The organism is Rhizobium sp. B21/90 (assembly GCF_019355815.1).
Lineage (GTDB): Bacteria > Pseudomonadota > Alphaproteobacteria > Rhizobiales > Rhizobiaceae > Rhizobium > Rhizobium rhododendri.
This window is the reverse complement of record NZ_CP072162.1, coordinates 2,387,223-2,401,982: the sequence shown is the minus strand read 5'-3', so window position 1 is coordinate 2,401,982 and position 14,760 is coordinate 2,387,223. Positions and strand designations below refer to the sequence as shown.

Annotated in this window: 16 protein-coding genes; 8 read left to right on the top strand and 8 right to left on the bottom strand. The window is 60.3% G+C overall.

Annotation, left to right across the window (positions count from 1 at the left end):
- Positions 1–63: 63 nt before the first annotated feature.
- Complete coding sequence (locus J5278_RS11405; RefSeq protein ID WP_142822506.1) at positions 64–1,092, bottom strand: amino acid ABC transporter substrate-binding protein; 1,029 nt, start codon at positions 1,090–1,092, stop codon at positions 64–66.
- Positions 1,093–1,459: 367 nt separating this feature from the next.
- Between J5278_RS11405 and J5278_RS11400 the strand changes: the two genes are divergently transcribed.
- The gene (locus J5278_RS11400; protein WP_209183649.1) at positions 1,460–2,650 is read left to right on the top strand and encodes a cystathionine beta-lyase; all 1,191 of its coding nucleotides are present in this window, start codon (positions 1,460–1,462) and stop codon (positions 2,648–2,650) included.
- Here J5278_RS11400 and J5278_RS11395 read toward each other — a convergent pair whose 3' ends face one another.
- Positions 2,651–3,811 (bottom strand): FAD-dependent monooxygenase, encoded by a 1,161-nt coding sequence (locus J5278_RS11395; protein WP_209183650.1) that lies wholly within the window; start codon positions 3,809–3,811, stop codon positions 2,651–2,653.
- Between the two features lie 22 nt (positions 3,812–3,833).
- Positions 3,834–4,079: a zinc-finger domain-containing protein gene (locus tag J5278_RS11390; RefSeq protein WP_209183651.1), complete on the bottom strand. Its 246-nt coding sequence runs from the start codon at positions 4,077–4,079 to the stop codon at positions 3,834–3,836.
- Between the two features lie 176 nt (positions 4,080–4,255).
- Here J5278_RS11390 and J5278_RS11385 point away from each other — a divergent pair, with 176 nt between their 5' ends.
- From J5278_RS11385 to clpA, 6 genes are all read left to right on the top strand, one after another.
- On the top strand, positions 4,256–5,077 hold the full coding sequence (locus J5278_RS11385) for an alpha/beta fold hydrolase (RefSeq protein WP_209183652.1): 822 nt from the start codon (positions 4,256–4,258) through the stop codon (positions 5,075–5,077).
- Between the two features lie 103 nt (positions 5,078–5,180).
- A complete protein-coding gene (gene cysE, locus J5278_RS11380; protein WP_209183653.1) occupies positions 5,181–6,005 on the top strand; it encodes a serine O-acetyltransferase in 825 nt (274 codons plus the stop codon).
- 111 nt (positions 6,006–6,116) lie between these two features.
- Positions 6,117–6,320: a DUF3126 family protein gene (locus J5278_RS11375; protein ID WP_111215499.1), complete on the top strand. Its 204-nt coding sequence runs from the start codon at positions 6,117–6,119 to the stop codon at positions 6,318–6,320.
- 186 nt (positions 6,321–6,506) lie between these two features.
- Complete coding sequence (locus tag J5278_RS11370) at positions 6,507–6,866, top strand: phasin family protein (protein ID WP_209183654.1); 360 nt, start codon at positions 6,507–6,509, stop codon at positions 6,864–6,866.
- A 263-nt stretch (positions 6,867–7,129) separates the two neighbouring features.
- Positions 7,130–7,483: an ATP-dependent Clp protease adapter ClpS gene (gene clpS / locus J5278_RS11365; RefSeq protein ID WP_111215503.1), complete on the top strand. Its 354-nt coding sequence runs from the start codon at positions 7,130–7,132 to the stop codon at positions 7,481–7,483.
- Between the two features lie 9 nt (positions 7,484–7,492).
- Complete coding sequence (clpA, locus tag J5278_RS11360; RefSeq protein WP_209183655.1) at positions 7,493–10,015, top strand: ATP-dependent Clp protease ATP-binding subunit ClpA; 2,523 nt, start codon at positions 7,493–7,495, stop codon at positions 10,013–10,015.
- A gap of 198 nt (positions 10,016–10,213) precedes the next feature.
- Here the strand turns inward: clpA and J5278_RS11355 are convergent, their stop codons facing one another.
- The 5 genes from J5278_RS11355 to J5278_RS11335 all read right to left on the bottom strand — a co-directional run bounded on the left by J5278_RS11355 (position 10,214) and on the right by J5278_RS11335 (position 13,684).
- Positions 10,214–10,639 carry an HIT family protein gene (locus J5278_RS11355; protein ID WP_209183656.1) on the bottom strand — a complete coding sequence of 142 codons (426 nt, stop codon included), beginning with the start codon at positions 10,637–10,639 and terminating at the stop codon, positions 10,214–10,216.
- Between the two features lie 113 nt (positions 10,640–10,752).
- A complete protein-coding gene (locus tag J5278_RS11350) occupies positions 10,753–11,283 on the bottom strand; it encodes a hypothetical protein (protein ID WP_209183657.1) in 531 nt (176 codons plus the stop codon).
- 22 nt (positions 11,284–11,305) lie between these two features.
- Positions 11,306–12,490, bottom strand: a complete 1,185-nt coding sequence (locus J5278_RS11345; RefSeq protein WP_209183658.1) for a GNAT family N-acetyltransferase — start codon at positions 12,488–12,490, stop codon at positions 11,306–11,308.
- Positions 12,480–13,217 (bottom strand): glycerophosphodiester phosphodiesterase, encoded by a 738-nt coding sequence (locus tag J5278_RS11340; protein ID WP_142822524.1) that lies wholly within the window; start codon positions 13,215–13,217, stop codon positions 12,480–12,482. The genes J5278_RS11345 and J5278_RS11340 overlap by 11 nt, the downstream gene beginning before the upstream one ends.
- Positions 13,214–13,684 (bottom strand): RidA family protein, encoded by a 471-nt coding sequence (locus J5278_RS11335; RefSeq protein WP_209183659.1) that lies wholly within the window; start codon positions 13,682–13,684, stop codon positions 13,214–13,216. The genes J5278_RS11340 and J5278_RS11335 overlap by 4 nt, the downstream gene beginning before the upstream one ends.
- A 135-nt stretch (positions 13,685–13,819) precedes the next feature.
- Between J5278_RS11335 and J5278_RS11330 the strand changes: the two genes are divergently transcribed.
- On the top strand, positions 13,820–14,650 hold the full coding sequence (locus tag J5278_RS11330; RefSeq protein ID WP_142822527.1) for a cell envelope integrity EipB family protein: 831 nt from the start codon (positions 13,820–13,822) through the stop codon (positions 14,648–14,650).
- Positions 14,651–14,760 lie beyond the last annotated feature (110 nt).

Sequence of the window (14,760 nt, the reverse complement as noted above, 5' to 3'; positions counted from 1 at the left end):
CTGGGCGTTATAGTTCAACTGCGGGAACCAAGCATGGGCTCCCGCAGCGTGGTCAGTCGGTTATTAGCGGATCGGCGGCGAGTACTGCAGGCCGCCCTTGTTCCAGAGAGCGTTGAGGCCACGCTTGATCTTCAGCGGGCTGCCTTCGCCGACGTTGCGCTCGAACACTTCGCCGTAGTTGCCGACGAGCTTGACGATGTTGTAGGCCCACTTCTCGTCAAGTCCGAGATCCTTGCCGATCGTCTCGTCCTTCTCCTGGCCGAGGAAACGCTTGATGTCCGGATTTTCGGACTTCGTCATTTCATCGACATTTGCCTGCGTGATGCCGAACTCTTCAGCCGAAACCATGGCGTAGTGGGCAAAGGAAACCACGTCGAACCACTTGGAGTCGTTCTGGCGAACGGCCGGGCCGAGCGGCTCCTTAGAGATGATTTCCGGAAGGACGATGTTGTCGTCGGGATTGGCGAGCGACAGGCGGATCGAGTACAGGCCCGACTGGTCGGTCGTGTAGACGTCGCAACGGCCGGACGAGTAGGCGGCGTCGACTTCTTCCTGCTTTTCGAACACGACAGGCTTGTATTCGAGCTTGTTGGCCTTGAAGTAGTCGGCGAGGTTGAGTTCGGTCGTCGTGCCGGACTGGACGCAGACGGCAGCGCCGGAAAGTTCCAGAGCAGATTTCACGCCGATTGCCTTGTGGACCATAAAGCCCTGGCCGTCATAGTAGTTGACCGCACGGAAATCGAAGCCGAGCTGGCTGTCACGGCTGGCGCTCCAGGTCGTGTTGCGGGCAAGAATGTCGATTTCGCCTGACTGAAGCGCCGGGAAACGATCCTTCGCCGAAAGCGGGGTGTACTTGACCTTGGAAACGTCGCCGAAGACGGCGGCTGCAACTGCCTTGCAGAGGTCGACGTCGAGACCGGACCATTTGCCAGACGAATCCTGCGCGCCGAAGCCAGCCAGGTTCGAGCCGTTGACACCGCACTGCACAAAGCCCTTCTTCTTGACATCGTCAAGCGTGCCAGCGTGCGAATAGGATGCACCAAGGACGAAGATCGCCGCGCCGACCGCACCTGTCAGAATCTTGCTGCTCATTGTTTTCCCAACCTTTGTTGTTCTCTTGTTATATTTGAACCTCTTCACGCGTTGGCACAACTTTTCGTTGGTGACGTTGGTTTGCCCCCCGGCGTGAGTGCCGACATCACAATCGCAAATTCGGTCACGGTCAACCCTCGGTCACGATAAACATGATTTCCGAAAGTGTTTTCTCGGTTTTTGACCGGACAATGAGCGCATGCATAATGAATGGGCTTGGGCTGCAAATTAAATAGTCAGGTCTTCGCTGCGATTACAAAGGGCAGGTTGCGTTGGCCTGCCGGACCGGCTTGCCCGCGAGGCTTGACGACACCGTGTTCGCCAGCCACAAGTCAAGCTTTCCGATAGGCCCGAGGCAGTTATTAAGATGATCGAAAACAAGAGTTTCCTGCAAAACGCCGGCATCAATACCCGCTTGTCGCATGCTGGGCCGAAGCCTTCCGACTACTATGGTTTCGTCAACCCGCCGGTTGTCCACGCATCGACCGTCCTGTTTCCCAACGCCCGTGCGATGGAGACCCGCGAGCAGAAGTATACCTATGGCACGCGCGGCACGCCGACGACGGATGCGCTCTGCGAGGCAATCAATGAGCTCGAGGGCTCTGCAGGGACCATTATCGTGCCCTCCGGTCTTGCTGCCATTACTGTGCCGTTTCTGGCGTTCCTTTCGGCCGGAGACCACGCCCTGATCGTCGATTCCGTCTATACCCCAACCCGCAACTTCTGCGAGACGATGCTGAAGCGCCTGGGCGTGGCGGTCGATTACTACGACCCGCTCGTCGGCGCCGGTATCGAGCAGTTGATCAAGCCGAATACCAGGCTGGTGCACACGGAAGCGCCGGGCTCAAACACCTTCGAGATGCAGGATATCTCGGCGATTGCAGCCGTTGCCCACAAGCATGGTTGCGTCGTGACGATGGACAATACCTGGGCCACGCCACTCTATTTCAAGCCCCTCGACCATGGCGTCGATATCTCGATCCACGCCGCGACCAAGTATCCCGCTGGGCATTCGGATGTGCTCATGGGCACCGTCTCGGCGAATGCAGCCCATTGGCAGCAGCTACACGACGCCCGGATCGCGCTTGGCATCTGCGGCGCCCCTGACGATGCCTACCAGGTGCTGCGCGGGCTTAGAACGATGGGCATCCGCCTCGAGCGGCACCAGCAGAGCGCGCTGGCGCTCGCAGAATGGCTGGAGAGCCGTGACGATGTCGCGCGCGTGCTGCATCCAGCGCTGCCGAGCTTTCCGGGCCACGATCTCTGGAAGCGCGACTTTACGGGTTCGAGCGGCATCTTCTCGATCGTGCTTGCCGTCGACACGCCGGACATGTTCCGGGCCAAGGCGCATGCCTTCCTCGACGCCCTGTCGATCTTCGGGCTCGGCTATTCCTGGGGCGGGTTCGAAAGCCTTGCCGTTCACGTCAATCTCAGTGACCGGCGGATCTGCAAGGCACCCAAGGAGGGTCCGGTGCTGCGTCTGCAGATCGGGCTCGAGGATGTTGCCGACGTCAAGGCCGACATCGAGAGAGGCCTTGCTGCGGCAGCGGCCGTCTGATCAGCCGATGGCGCGGTAGTCGAAGATCCAGTCGAGGTCCGCCGCAAGGGTTTGCGGCGGGCGCAGCGACAGTACAAGGTCACGTCCAAGCCGGATCGGTCCTCGCGCATGGTAGGCAAAGCGGTTGAAGGCGGCGCGTTTGCGCAGCCGGGCAATCCGCGGCTCGCGTCTGGCCTCGAAGGCGACCAGCGCTTCCGGCAACGGCTGACGGCTGACTGCACCGGCAAGCTCGAAGGCATCCTCGATCGCCATGGCAGCCCCCTGCGCTGCAAACGGCATCATTGCATGCGCGGCATCGCCGATCAGCACCGTGTCGAGGCCGTTGTGCCAGCGTCCCGCGCCAACCTCGTAGAGCGGCCAGACGGTGGGATCCGCCTGCCGATCGAGCAGATCAGACAGCTCGGTGTTCCAGCCGGAAAAATGCTGGCGCAGCAGCGTGCGCTGGGCAGCGCTTGCCGAATGGCTCCAGTCGTGGCCGACGCTGCCGCCGGCGCAGATCGCCACGAAGTTGAAGGCTGACGCCTCCTTCAGCGGATAGCAGACGAGATGTGCGGCGGGGCCCAGATAGGCGGTCACGCTGCTACGATCGAGAATCGCCGGCGCGTCGGCCTCGGGGACCATGAAGCGCCAGGCGATGTTGCCGGAAAACTTCGGGTTGCCGCTGCCAGCCACGCTGCTGCGCACCTTGGACCAGACACCATCGGCGCCAACGATCAGCTCCGGCTTCCGTCCGCCTGGCCACAGGGCATCCGGTGTTGAGGCATCGAAGCCTGCGCCGAAATGCAGACGACAGAGCGGACTGGCTTGCACGGCCCGCAACAGGACGCCTTGCAGGGTCGCGCGGTGCAGGGCGCCGTAGGGTGCATCCCAGCGGACGCGCGCAAAGGCACCGCTGGGCACGGCAGCGATCTGGCGTAGCGAGCGTCCGGAAACGAGGCGGATGGCCTCCGGCTCAAGCCACAAGTCGGCGAGCTCGTCGAGCAGGCCGAGTTCATCGAGGATCCGCGATGCGTTCGGCGATATCTGCAGGCCGGCGCCGACTTCTGTCAGCGTCTCGGCCCTTTCGAAAATTTCTGATTCGATCCCGTGCCGGGCAAAAGATAGGGCTGTGGTCAGCCCTGCGATACCGGCACCGATGATCGCGACAGTCTTCAAGAGCATTGGAGCGTCCGCTCCCGGCGGTTCAAGCGGCCCTGAACTCGAAGACACAGCCGGTCGGATTGGTCTGATCGGCTTTCAGCGAGGGGTTAAAGCGATAGAGGGTCGAGCAATAGGAGCAGACTTTTTCGTTATCGTCGCCCATGTCGATGAAGATATGCGGATGGTCGAAGGGGGAGGAAGCGCCGGTGCACATGAACTCCTTGACGCCGATCTCGATCACCCGATGGCCGCCGTCGTTCTGGAAATGCGGAATATTATGGCCGGCCATGCGGATCTCCAAAAGCTTCTGATAAGTGGCGCGACCTTATAATCGTTCGACCGGGTTGTGTAGTGCGAAACGCAAGGCGACGTGACAGATTTTGTGCCTCACCAGATTTTGTGCAGGGCAGGGTTCACCGGGCGGCGTCGATAATTTAGGAAGGGCGTCGACACAGGAACGATACGATGAACCTCAACGCCCCCGATTTCTCCACTTTCCGCCATGATGACCTGGAGTTGGCCTATTTTGACGAGGGTGACCGCCAGGCTCCCCCGGTCCTGCTGATACACGGCTTCGCTTCGACTGCCGCAGTCAACTGGGTTTATCCCGGCTGGCTAAAGACGCTGGGCGAGGCGGGCTACCGGGTCATTGCTCTCGACAATCGCGGCCATGGCGCCAGCGGCAAGCCACATGAGCCGGACGCCTATCGCCCTTGGGTGATGGCGGAAGATGCATCGGCACTTCTCGATCATCTCGACATCGCGCGTGCCCATGTGATGGGCTATTCGATGGGCGCCCGTATTTCCAGCTTCCTGGCGCTCGCCCGGCCTGAGAGGGTTCGCTCGCTGGTGCTCGGCGGCCTCGGGATCGGCATGACGGATGGCGTCGGCGACTGGGATCCGATTGCCCATGCGCTTCTGGCACCGTCGCTGGAGACCGTGGAGCATGCCCGAGGCCGCATGTTCCGCAGCTTTGCCGACCAGACGAAAAGCGACCGCGTTGCGCTGGCCGCATGCATTCGCGGTTCCCGAGATCTCATCAGCCGGGACGACATGGGAACGATTGCCGCACCGACCCTGATCGGTGTCGGCACCAAGGACGACATCGCCGGTTCGCCGCAGGAACTCGCAGCGCTGATGCAGCATGCGCAAGCCCTCGATATACCGGGTCGCGACCATATGCTTGCCGTCGGCGACCGCGTCTTCAAGGCGGCGGTCCTGGAATTCTACCAGCGCGTGGCGCTGGAAGATGGCGGCAGCCGGCCGGGTGGCGAGGTCTCGGCCTAGGTCCAGCAAATCCATTCCAAAGATAGAGCCTGCCTCACCCATTTATATTGCTCTGATCTTGCTCTATATAACGATCTTCCAATACGGAAAGAGGACGCGACCCATGGTAGCGACATCGGATATTCGCCATATCGACAGCGTCAAGACGGTCGACCCCATCTGGGACAGCATGCGTGACGAAGCGCGGGCTGCGGCTGAACGGGATCCTGTGCTGGCCGCTTTCCTCTATTCGACCGTGGTCAATCACCGGTCGCTCGAGGAATGCGTGATCTACCGGATCTGCGAGCGCCTCGATCATCCTGATATCCAGGCGATCCTCTTGCGCCAGACGTTCGACGAGATGCTGACGGATTGGCCGGAATGGGGAGCAATCCTGCGCGTTGATATCCAGGCGTTCTACGACCGCGATCCGGCCTGCCTCCGCTTCATGGAGCCGGTGCTCTATTTCAAGGGGTTCCAGGCGATCCAGACACATCGGCTCGCCCACTGGCTGCTCAATCGCGGCCGACGGGATTTTGCGCTCTACCTCCAGAGCCGTGCGTCGAGCGTTTTCCAGACCGACATCAATCCGGCCGCGCGTCTCGGCAAGGGCATCTTCCTCGACCATGCCACGGGCCTCGTCGTCGGCGAGACGGCGGTCATCGGCGATAACGTCTCCATCCTCCACGGCGTCACCCTTGGCGGCACGGGCAAGGAAGGCAGCGATCGTCACCCGAAGATCGGCAACGGCGTGCTCATCGGCGCCGGCGCGAAGATCCTCGGCAATATCGCCATCGGCCATTGCTCGCGGATCGCGGCAGGCTCCGTGGTGCTGAAGGCAGTACCGCCGAACACCACCGTCGCCGGTGTGCCGGCCAAGGTCGTTGGAACCGCCGGTTGCTCCGAGCCATCGCGCATTATGGACCAGATTATCGGCGCCGGAATCTGACCGAGCCGCCATGCTCGCGGCGGTAAGGCGGCTGAGGGCCGCCTTTGTCTTTACATCGCCGCTTTTCCCATGCAACAACCCGCCCCCAATCTACGGTTACGGAGATCAATCGTGAAGCCAGACGAAATCAAGAAGCTCGACGCCTATTTCAAACGCAGCCTCAACCCGCTGATGGCGGTCAAGGCGCGTCCTCGCAAGGACGATTCGGCCGAAGTCTACCTGGGCGATGAATTCCTGGGTCTCGTCTATGTCGACGACGAAGATGGCGATCGTTCCTACAATTTCTCGATGGCCATCCTCGAGGTCGATCTTTGATCTAAGATGCCAACCGGCCGCTTCGGCGGCTGGTACAGGACCCTGAGGGATCAAGTGGAGCGGGCGTCAGCGCCGCGATCATTGACCCGTCGTACAACTCAAGGTGATGCGCAAAATCGTCGAAACGGTTGACTATTTGTGCAGTGCACCTAAATTTTCTTCAATCGACTACGGTTGGAGGACCCTATGCTGAACGACAACCAGAACGCTGCGCCCGACACCGACGCCATCGACGAGGCGCTTAAGAACTACACCCAGGCCGCCTTGAGCGTGCAGGCCATTGCCGCAGAGGCGGCGGGCTATTCCAAGAAATCATTCGAGGACGCAGTGTCGCATGTTGGCACGCTGTCGAGTGTGACAAGCCTCGATGCTGCCTTGGAGCTTCAGAGCAATTTCGCGAAATCCTACTACGAGGGCTTTGTCGCCGAGGCGGCGAAGATCGGTGAGATGTACGCCGGTCTTGCCAAGTCGGTATACGACCCCGCCCGGAAAGCTGCTGCCAGATCAAGTGGTAACGCCGGGGATTCGGCCAATGGAGCCGCCTGATTGCGGCGACGTAAGACGGCCGCCAAGCCTATTCAGAAGACCGGTCGTGCAACGCGCGCCGGTCTCTTGCATTTTTGTTCGGGCGCCATCGCTGTTTTCGGGCGATTTTTAGGGTGTGGCCCTGTTTGAAGACGAATTGTGATTGCAGTGTTGAGTGGGGGGCTTAAAATCCCGCCAATATGAACTAAGTTAGGGTTTCGGATATTCGGCCGGTGATTTGCAATTGAACGATGCCCGCCGAGTGCTTTGAGGAATGAACGACTATGATCGCCAAGCCGATCCGGATGCAGAAGGATAGCGAAAGGAACGGGGGCAACGGTAATCGCGAGACCTCGGTCATTACGCGGACGAAAGCCAAGACGAAGAAGCCCAATCTATACCGCGTGCTGATACTGAATGACGACTACACACCAATGGAATTCGTGATCCACATTCTGGAGCGTTTCTTCCAGAAGGACCGCGAGGGAGCCACCCGTATTATGCTGCTCGTTCATAATCACGGTGTGGGCGAATGTGGAATATTTACATATGAAGTGGCGGAGACCAAGGTAAGCCAAGTGATGGACTTCGCTCGGCAGCACCAGCACCCGCTACAATGTGTTATGGAAAAGAAGTGAGGATCTGACGTGCCAACATTTTCGCCTAGTCTCGAGAAGGCACTGCATCAGGCACTGACATACGCGAACGAGCGGCATCATGAATATGCCACACTCGAACATCTGCTGTTGGCGTTGGTAGACGACGCAGATGCAGCGGCAGTCATGGGCGCCTGTAATGTCGACCTCGATTCGCTTCGCAAGACGCTGATCGAATATGTGGACAACGAACTATCGAACCTGATCACCGGATATGACGAGGACTCCAAGCCGACATCCGGCTTCCAGCGCGTCATCCAGCGGGCCGTGATCCATGTGCAGTCTTCGGGCCGCGAAGAAGTGACGGGCGCCAATGTTCTCGTCGCCATCTTCGCCGAGCGCGAAAGCCATGCCGCATACTTCCTGCAGGAGCAGGAGATGACCCGCTACGACGCGGTGAACTACATCTCGCACGGTATCGGCAAGCGCCCGGGCTCCTCCCAGGTCCGGTCTCCGCGCGGCGTCGACGATGGCGATGCCGAAAGCAAGCCGACATCGCGCGGCGAGCAGGAAGAAGGCGGACCCAAGAAGGCGCAGGACGCCCTCAAGGCCTATTGCGTCAACCTCAACGAGAAGGCCAAGACCGGCAAGATCGATCCGCTGATCGGCCGCCACTCCGAGGTCAACCGGACCATCCAGGTCCTGTGCCGCCGCTCCAAGAATAACCCGCTCTATGTGGGCGACCCTGGCGTCGGCAAGACCGCCATCGCCGAAGGTCTGGCCAAGCGCATCGTCGAGGGCAAGGTTCCCGAAGCGCTGCAGGATGCGACGATCTTCTCGCTCGACATGGGCACGCTGCTCGCCGGCACCCGCTATCGCGGTGACTTCGAAGAGCGCCTCAAGCAGGTCGTCAAGGAACTCGAGGAATATCCGGGCTCCGTGCTGTTCATCGACGAGATCCATACCGTCATCGGCGCCGGTGCCACGTCCGGCGGCGCGATGGATGCATCGAACCTGCTGAAGCCGGCCTTGTCTTCCGGTGCGATCCGTTGCATCGGCTCGACGACCTACAAGGAATACCGTCAGTTCTTCGAAAAGGACCGGGCACTCGTGCGCCGCTTCCAGAAGATCGACGTCGTCGAACCGTCGATCGAGGATGCCATCGAAATCATGAAGGGCCTGAAGCCCTATTTCGAAGAGTACCACCATCTGCGTTACTCCAACGAGGCGATCAAGTCGGCCGTCGAACTGTCGGCCCGCTACCTGTCCGACCGCAAGCTGCCGGACAAGGCGATCGACGTCATCGACGAAACGGGTGCAGCCCAGATGCTGCTGCCGCCGTCCAAGCGTCGCAAGCTGATCACCGAGAAAGAAATCGAAGCGACGATCGCGACGATGGCGCGCATTCCGCCGAAGTCGGTCTCCAAGGACGACGAGATGGTTCTCGCCAACCTGGAAAAGGAACTGCGCTCGGTCGTCTACGGTCAGGATCCGGCCATCGAGGCCCTGTCGACGGCAATCAAGCTCGCCCGTGCAGGTCTGCGGGAACCCGACAAGCCAATCGGCTCCTACGTCTTCTCGGGCCCGACAGGCGTCGGCAAGACCGAGGTCGCCAAGCAACTTGCCTCGTCGCTCGGCGTCGAACTGCTGCGCTTCGATATGTCGGAGTACATGGAGCGTCACACGGTCTCGCGGCTGCTCGGCGCACCTCCCGGCTATGTCGGCTTTGACCAGGGCGGTCTGTTGACCGATGGCGTCGACCAGCATCCGCATTGCGTCGTGCTGCTCGATGAAATCGAGAAGGCCCATCCGGACATCTTCAACATCCTGTTGCAGGTCATGGATCACGGCTCTCTGACGGACCACAACGGCAAGAAGATCGACTTCCGCAACGTCATCCTGATCATGACGACGAATGCGGGTGCGTCTGAAATGGCCAAGGCTGCCATGGGCTTCGGCTCGGCAAAGCGGACGGGCGAAGACGAGGAAGCGCTGAACAGGCTCTTCACGCCGGAATTCCGCAACCGCCTCGATGCGATCATTCCGTTCGCAGCGCTGCCGAACAAGGTCATCTACAAGGTGGTTCAGAAGTTCATCATGCAGCTGGAAGCCCAGCTGTCCGAACGCAACATCACCTTCGACCTGCACGACGATGCCACCAATTGGCTGGCTGAAAACGGCTATGATGAGAAAATGGGTGCCCGTCCGCTCGGACGCGTCATCCAGGAGAACATCAAGAAGCCATTGGCCAACGAGATCCTCTTCGGCAAGCTGAAGAAGGGTGGCGTGGTCAATGTCACGGTCGGCCCGAAGGAAGACGGCAAGCCAGGCATCCTGCTCGAATGCATCGCCGAGACGGCCCGTATCAAGCCGAAGCCTGAAGCCGAGGTCGTCGATCCTACGATCGAGGTCGAAGACGGCGATGTAGTGATTGCCGAAAACGTCGAGAATGCCGACATCGCAACCGGCCCCAAGCCTGCACCCAAAAAGGTGAAGGCCACAGTTGGCGGCGACGAAGACGCCAAACCGGCCCGCAAGAGCTCGACGGTGCCGAAGGTGCCACGCAAGAAGTAACGACTATCCAAGAAAATGCCGGGTCAAAAGCCCGGCATTTTTTATGGTGGGAGAGCGGTCGATGCATGCCCCTTGTTGAACTGCGACAGCAGAACATGCACAGGCGTCCACGCGTCAGCTACCTACGTGCCACTCGTCCTACCACATTGACACACCGACAGCCATTAACTCGCATTGATCAACGGTCCGCACCAATCGTCAGGACATCGCCTCAATTATCTTGCGCGCGTTTTCGGCCAGCACTGCGCCATCCTCCATCTTGCCGGAATGCGGCTTGAGTGCTGCTCCCTCGTGGCGCGGGACGATGTGGAAGTGGAGGTGAAAGACGGTCTGCCCGGCGGATGGCTCGTTGAACTGGAGGACGGAGACGCCGTCGGCGTCGAACGCCTGCCTGACGGCATTTGCGACCTTTTGAACCACCACAATCAGATGCGACAGCGCCTCGGGCGAGGCGTCGAGCAGGTTGCGGGACGGCTGCTTGGGGATAACCAGCGTGTGGCCGGGCGCCTGCGGCATGACATCCATCAGCGCCAGACTGAAATCGTCCTCGTACACCTTGTGACACGGGATCTCGCCACGCAGGATTTTTGCAAAGATGTTGCTGCTGTCGTAGATTGCGGCCATCGAAAGTTCCTCCTTGAATTCGGGGCGATCTTTGCTTCGCTATGCGCAACAGCCACGAAAATGTGTCCGGATTTTTATTTGGTGATCACAGTCAACGCAACCTTGTAGGGCGGTTAAATCAGTGAAATGTCCCTGAGAGTGGCGATCGCCGAGGACGTTTCCCATCTTGAAACAGTGGCTATCGTCGCTATTGCTGGATCGTTGGTCGGGGCTGTGCCAAGGCGTCGGGTGATCTCGTCCGTTAGCGCAGCGACGTCCGCCGACCCAACGTAGAGGCAGGCATGGCCTCCAGGCAAAAAAGATTTCAGCATCGCCGTGAACGACCCGTCACTGGCGAGAGCATCATAGGCATAGGCGATCATTTCGGAGCCCAGCGCGTCGCCGCCTTCCCAGCCCTGAATGATCTTGGTTCCGCCGCCAAGCGGCTCAAGCAGAGGTCGCAGTGTGTCGATGGTGCTGGCGGGGACGTGCTGCCAGCCGAGTTTTTCGGCCTTTCTTCCCGCATCGGTAGGAAGGGGCGCGGTGCAGAGGTCGAGCACATCGCTGGCGGCGGCTTTGATCGGTTCTTCCGCCAACGCCGGCAGTGCCAGAAGGAGGATCAGCGGCGGAACTGCGCGCCACCCAAGCGATCGTCTGCTGACCATGCTGATGCCTCCAAAGACCTAGCTAATCCTGCCGCTCGCCCTTTCGGAAGGGGCTGTGCTCGGCGAGGATCTCGCCCATTTGCTCCACTTCCTGCCGCTCGCGCTCGAGATAGTCGCCGACGGCCCGACGGAGGCCGGGATGGGCGATGAAATGTGCCGAGTGGGTGGTGACGGGCAGGTAGCCGCGCGCCAGCTTGTGCTCTCCCTGTGCTCCCGCTTCGACCCGCTGCAGCCCCTTGGCAAGCGCGAAATCGATGGCCTGGTGGTAGCAGACCTCGAAATGCAGGAAGGGGTGATCCTCGATGCAGCCCCAATGGCGGCCGTAGAGCGCATCGCCGCCGATGAAGTTGATGGCGCCGGCAACATAACGGCCGTCGCGCTTGGCCATGATCAGCAGGATGTCGTCGGCCATCCGTTCGCCGATCAGCGAGTAGAATTTGCGGGTGAGGTAGGGTCGGCCCCATTTGCGGCTGCCGGTGTCCATGTAGAAGGTAAAGAACTGATCCCAGATATCCTCTGTGAGGTCCTTGCCGGTCAGCCAGTCGATGGTGATGCCGCCTTCGAGCGCCGCCCGCCGTTCTTTCTTCAGCCCCTTGCGCTTGCGCGAGGCGAGCGTTTCGAGAAACGCATCGTGGTTTGCATAGCCATTGTTGATGAAGTGAAACTGCTGGTCGGTGCGGTGAAGGTAGCCATCCGTCTCGAACAGTTCCACCTCGGCTTTCGGCAGGAACGTGATGTGTGCCGACGAAATACCGATCTGCCGCGTGACTTCCTTGAGGCCTTCGGCCAATGCCGGCTGCAGCATGTCGCGATCATGGCCTTCGGCCACCAGCAGCCGTGGCCCGGTTGCCGGCGTAAAGGGCACCGCGCATTGCAGCTTGGGATAATATGAACCGCCGGCCCGCTCAAAAGCGTCGGCCCAACCCTGGTCGAAGACGTATTCGCCCTGGCTATGGTTTTTCAGATATCCGGCGACGGCGCCGAGCAAGGTGCCATCGGGTTTTTCCAGCAAAAGATGGTGCCCGAGCCAGCCCGTCCTCTCGGTCGCCGACCCGGATTCCTCCAGTGACGATAGATAGGCATGCGATACGAAGGGATTGTAGGGCAGGATGCTGCCGGACCGCGCGGCCCCGGCAAGCCGGGACCAACTCTCCGGAGAGATGGATTTGAACGACTGTTCGGCGCGAAAGATCAGTTCATCTGTCATGGATGAGGATAGGGCTTTCCCTGGGGTCGAAACCTTCGAATGTCATCTGGTCGGCGTTGGCGAGCGTCCGCTTGATTCCCGCCTCGTCGCGCACGGTCCAGGTGATGACCGGTATGCCGCGCTGGCGCTGCGCCGTCACGAAATCGTTTGGCAGGTCGCCGTGAAAATACGAGATGAAGTCTAGACCCAGTTGCATGGCTTCGTCATGGGCAAAAAACGTCTCAGGCTTGAAACCGTCGGCGGTGAGGCCAACCGGGTAGGGCGGCTTCAGCGCCTTCAGATCCTTGAGCAGCCAGTGATCGAAGCTCATCAGCGCGACATGGCCCTTGTAACCTTCGAGAACCTCGAGCACGGTCTCGGCGAAGCCTGCATCTTCGCCCGCCTTGCCTTTCAGTTCGAGTACCAGCGGCACCTTTCCGTCGCAGAGCTGCAGCAGCTGTTTGAGCGTTGGGATGCGGTCTTTGGTGCCTCCGACCGAAAGCAGGCCGAGTTCCTGCGAACTGCGGTCGCGCAGTGCGCCCGGCAGGTTGCAGAGCCGCTGCAGGTCGTCGTCGTGGAAGACCACCGGGACGCCGTCGGCGGCGTAGTGCAGGTCGCACTCGATCGCAAACCCGGCCTCGATAGCACGGGAGAATGCCGAAAGCGTATTCTCCCAGACAGTCTTGTTCATGTCGTGATAGCCGCGATGGGCAACCGGTTGCGCGGTGAGCCAGGCGATCTCGCTCATTCGCCGATTTCCATGATGGCATCGATCTCGACGGCGGCGTTGAACGGCAAGGCAGCCATGCCGACGGCTGCGCGGGCATGCTTGCCGGCATCGCCTAGGACGGTTGCCAGCAGGTTGGAGGCGCCATTGATGACCAGGTGCTGCTCGCCGAACTCAGGCACCGAGGCGACAAAGCCGTTGAGCTTGATCAGCCGCTTGATACGGCCGAGATCGCCGCCGAGGGCAGCACTCGCCTGCGACAGGATATTGATGGCGCAAAGCTCCGCCGCCCGCTGACCGGTGGCGACATCGACGTTTCGGCCGAGATGACCGGTGATGGCGACCTTGCCGTTTTCCATCGGCAACTGGCCCGATATCGTAAGCATGTTGCCGCTGATGACGTAGGGAACATAGTTGGCGGCTGGCGCTGCCGCCTGGGGCAGGGTGATGCCCAGCTGGCTCAGGCGGGCATTGATCTCGTCGGACATTTTCGTCTCCCGTTTGTTGTAACTTCGTCAAAAATCCGTCATCAAGGCTCAATCCGCGCAATGTGGGGGCGCTTGCCTTTGTTTAACCGAAAGCGTTCTTATAACATCGTGTGCGAGTCCAACAGGAGATAATGCATGTTCCGTTCGAGTCTTGCCGCGGTTCTCCTTGGCAGTACAGGCGCTCTTTGCCTGTCTTTTGCAACGGCGCAGGCAGCCGGTCCGAGCGGGCTGGTGGCCCATCGTGCGATCTACGATCTCGAACTCAAGGATGCCACGGATCGCTCCGGTATCGCCGGCATGTACGGTCGCATGGTCTATGAATTCACCGGTTCTGACTGCTCCGGCTTCACCACCAATTTCCGGTTCGTGACCCAGATCGATACCGGCGACGCGACCCGCATGAGCGACCAGCAGACGACGACCTTCGAGGACCTGACCAAGCGGATTTTCAAGTTCGAGACCAAGTCGTTTACCGACGACGCACTGGACAAGGATGTCCGTGGCGCTGCTGCCGACAGCGCCAAAGGCGTCAAGGTCGATCTGGCGCAGCCGTCTGCCAAGCAGATCGATCTGGCCGAGAGCCGCTTCCCGACCGAGCATATGCTGGACATCATCCACAACGCCAAGCTCGGCAAGACCTTCTTTGAGGCCCACGTGTTCGACGGGTCGGACGATGGCGATCGATCGCTGGCCGCAACCACCGTGGTCGGCAAGGCGGAAACGCCAAAGGCTGGCGATACCACGGACGCCGACAAGGCGGGTGCCTTTGCCAAGACGCCGTTCTGGCCTGTGACGGTCGCATACTTCAACGAGAAGGCCCATGGAGACGCCACGCCCGTCTACCGCATGTCATTCAAGCTCTACGAAAACGGCATCACCCGCGACCTGACGATGGACTATGGCGATTTCGTTTTGACGGGAAAGCTGACCAAGCTCGAAATGCTGGACGCCAAAGCCTGCAAGTAGGCCTTTGGCATGCGAGGTCCTGGGCTAGCGTAATTTTAACGACACTGCTTGCCTTTCTGCTCTGGGAAGAGTATGGGCAACTCATTCCACACGTGAGGCAAGGGATTGTC

What these genes read in the sequence shown, in the direction of transcription:
- J5278_RS11385 (WP_209183652.1), top strand. Translation starts at nt 4,256, where the DNA reads ATGAACCTCAACGCCCCCGATTTCTCCACTTTCCGCCATGATGACCTG.
- J5278_RS11335 (WP_209183659.1), bottom strand. Translation starts at nt 13,684, where the DNA reads ATGTCCGACGAGATCAATGCCCGCCTGAGCCAGCTGGGCATCACCCTG.
- J5278_RS11340 (WP_142822524.1), bottom strand. Translation starts at nt 13,217, where the DNA reads ATGAGCGAGATCGCCTGGCTCACCGCGCAACCGGTTGCCCATCGCGGC.
- J5278_RS11400 (WP_209183649.1), top strand. Translation starts at nt 1,460, where the DNA reads ATGATCGAAAACAAGAGTTTCCTGCAAAACGCCGGCATCAATACCCGC.
- clpS (WP_111215503.1), top strand. Translation starts at nt 7,130, where the DNA reads ATGATCGCCAAGCCGATCCGGATGCAGAAGGATAGCGAAAGGAACGGG.
- J5278_RS11405 (WP_142822506.1), bottom strand. Translation starts at nt 1,092, where the DNA reads ATGAGCAGCAAGATTCTGACAGGTGCGGTCGGCGCGGCGATCTTCGTC.
- J5278_RS11330 (WP_142822527.1), top strand. Translation starts at nt 13,820, where the DNA reads ATGTTCCGTTCGAGTCTTGCCGCGGTTCTCCTTGGCAGTACAGGCGCT.
- J5278_RS11355 (WP_209183656.1), bottom strand. Translation starts at nt 10,639, where the DNA reads ATGGCCGCAATCTACGACAGCAGCAACATCTTTGCAAAAATCCTGCGT.
- J5278_RS11390 (WP_209183651.1), bottom strand. Translation starts at nt 4,079, where the DNA reads ATGGCCGGCCATAATATTCCGCATTTCCAGAACGACGGCGGCCATCGG.
- J5278_RS11345 (WP_209183658.1), bottom strand. Translation starts at nt 12,490, where the DNA reads ATGACAGATGAACTGATCTTTCGCGCCGAACAGTCGTTCAAATCCATC.
- cysE (WP_209183653.1), top strand. Translation starts at nt 5,181, where the DNA reads ATGGTAGCGACATCGGATATTCGCCATATCGACAGCGTCAAGACGGTC.
- J5278_RS11370 (WP_209183654.1), top strand. Translation starts at nt 6,507, where the DNA reads ATGCTGAACGACAACCAGAACGCTGCGCCCGACACCGACGCCATCGAC.
- J5278_RS11395 (WP_209183650.1), bottom strand. Translation starts at nt 3,811, where the DNA reads ATGCTCTTGAAGACTGTCGCGATCATCGGTGCCGGTATCGCAGGGCTG.
- J5278_RS11350 (WP_209183657.1), bottom strand. Translation starts at nt 11,283, where the DNA reads ATGGTCAGCAGACGATCGCTTGGGTGGCGCGCAGTTCCGCCGCTGATC.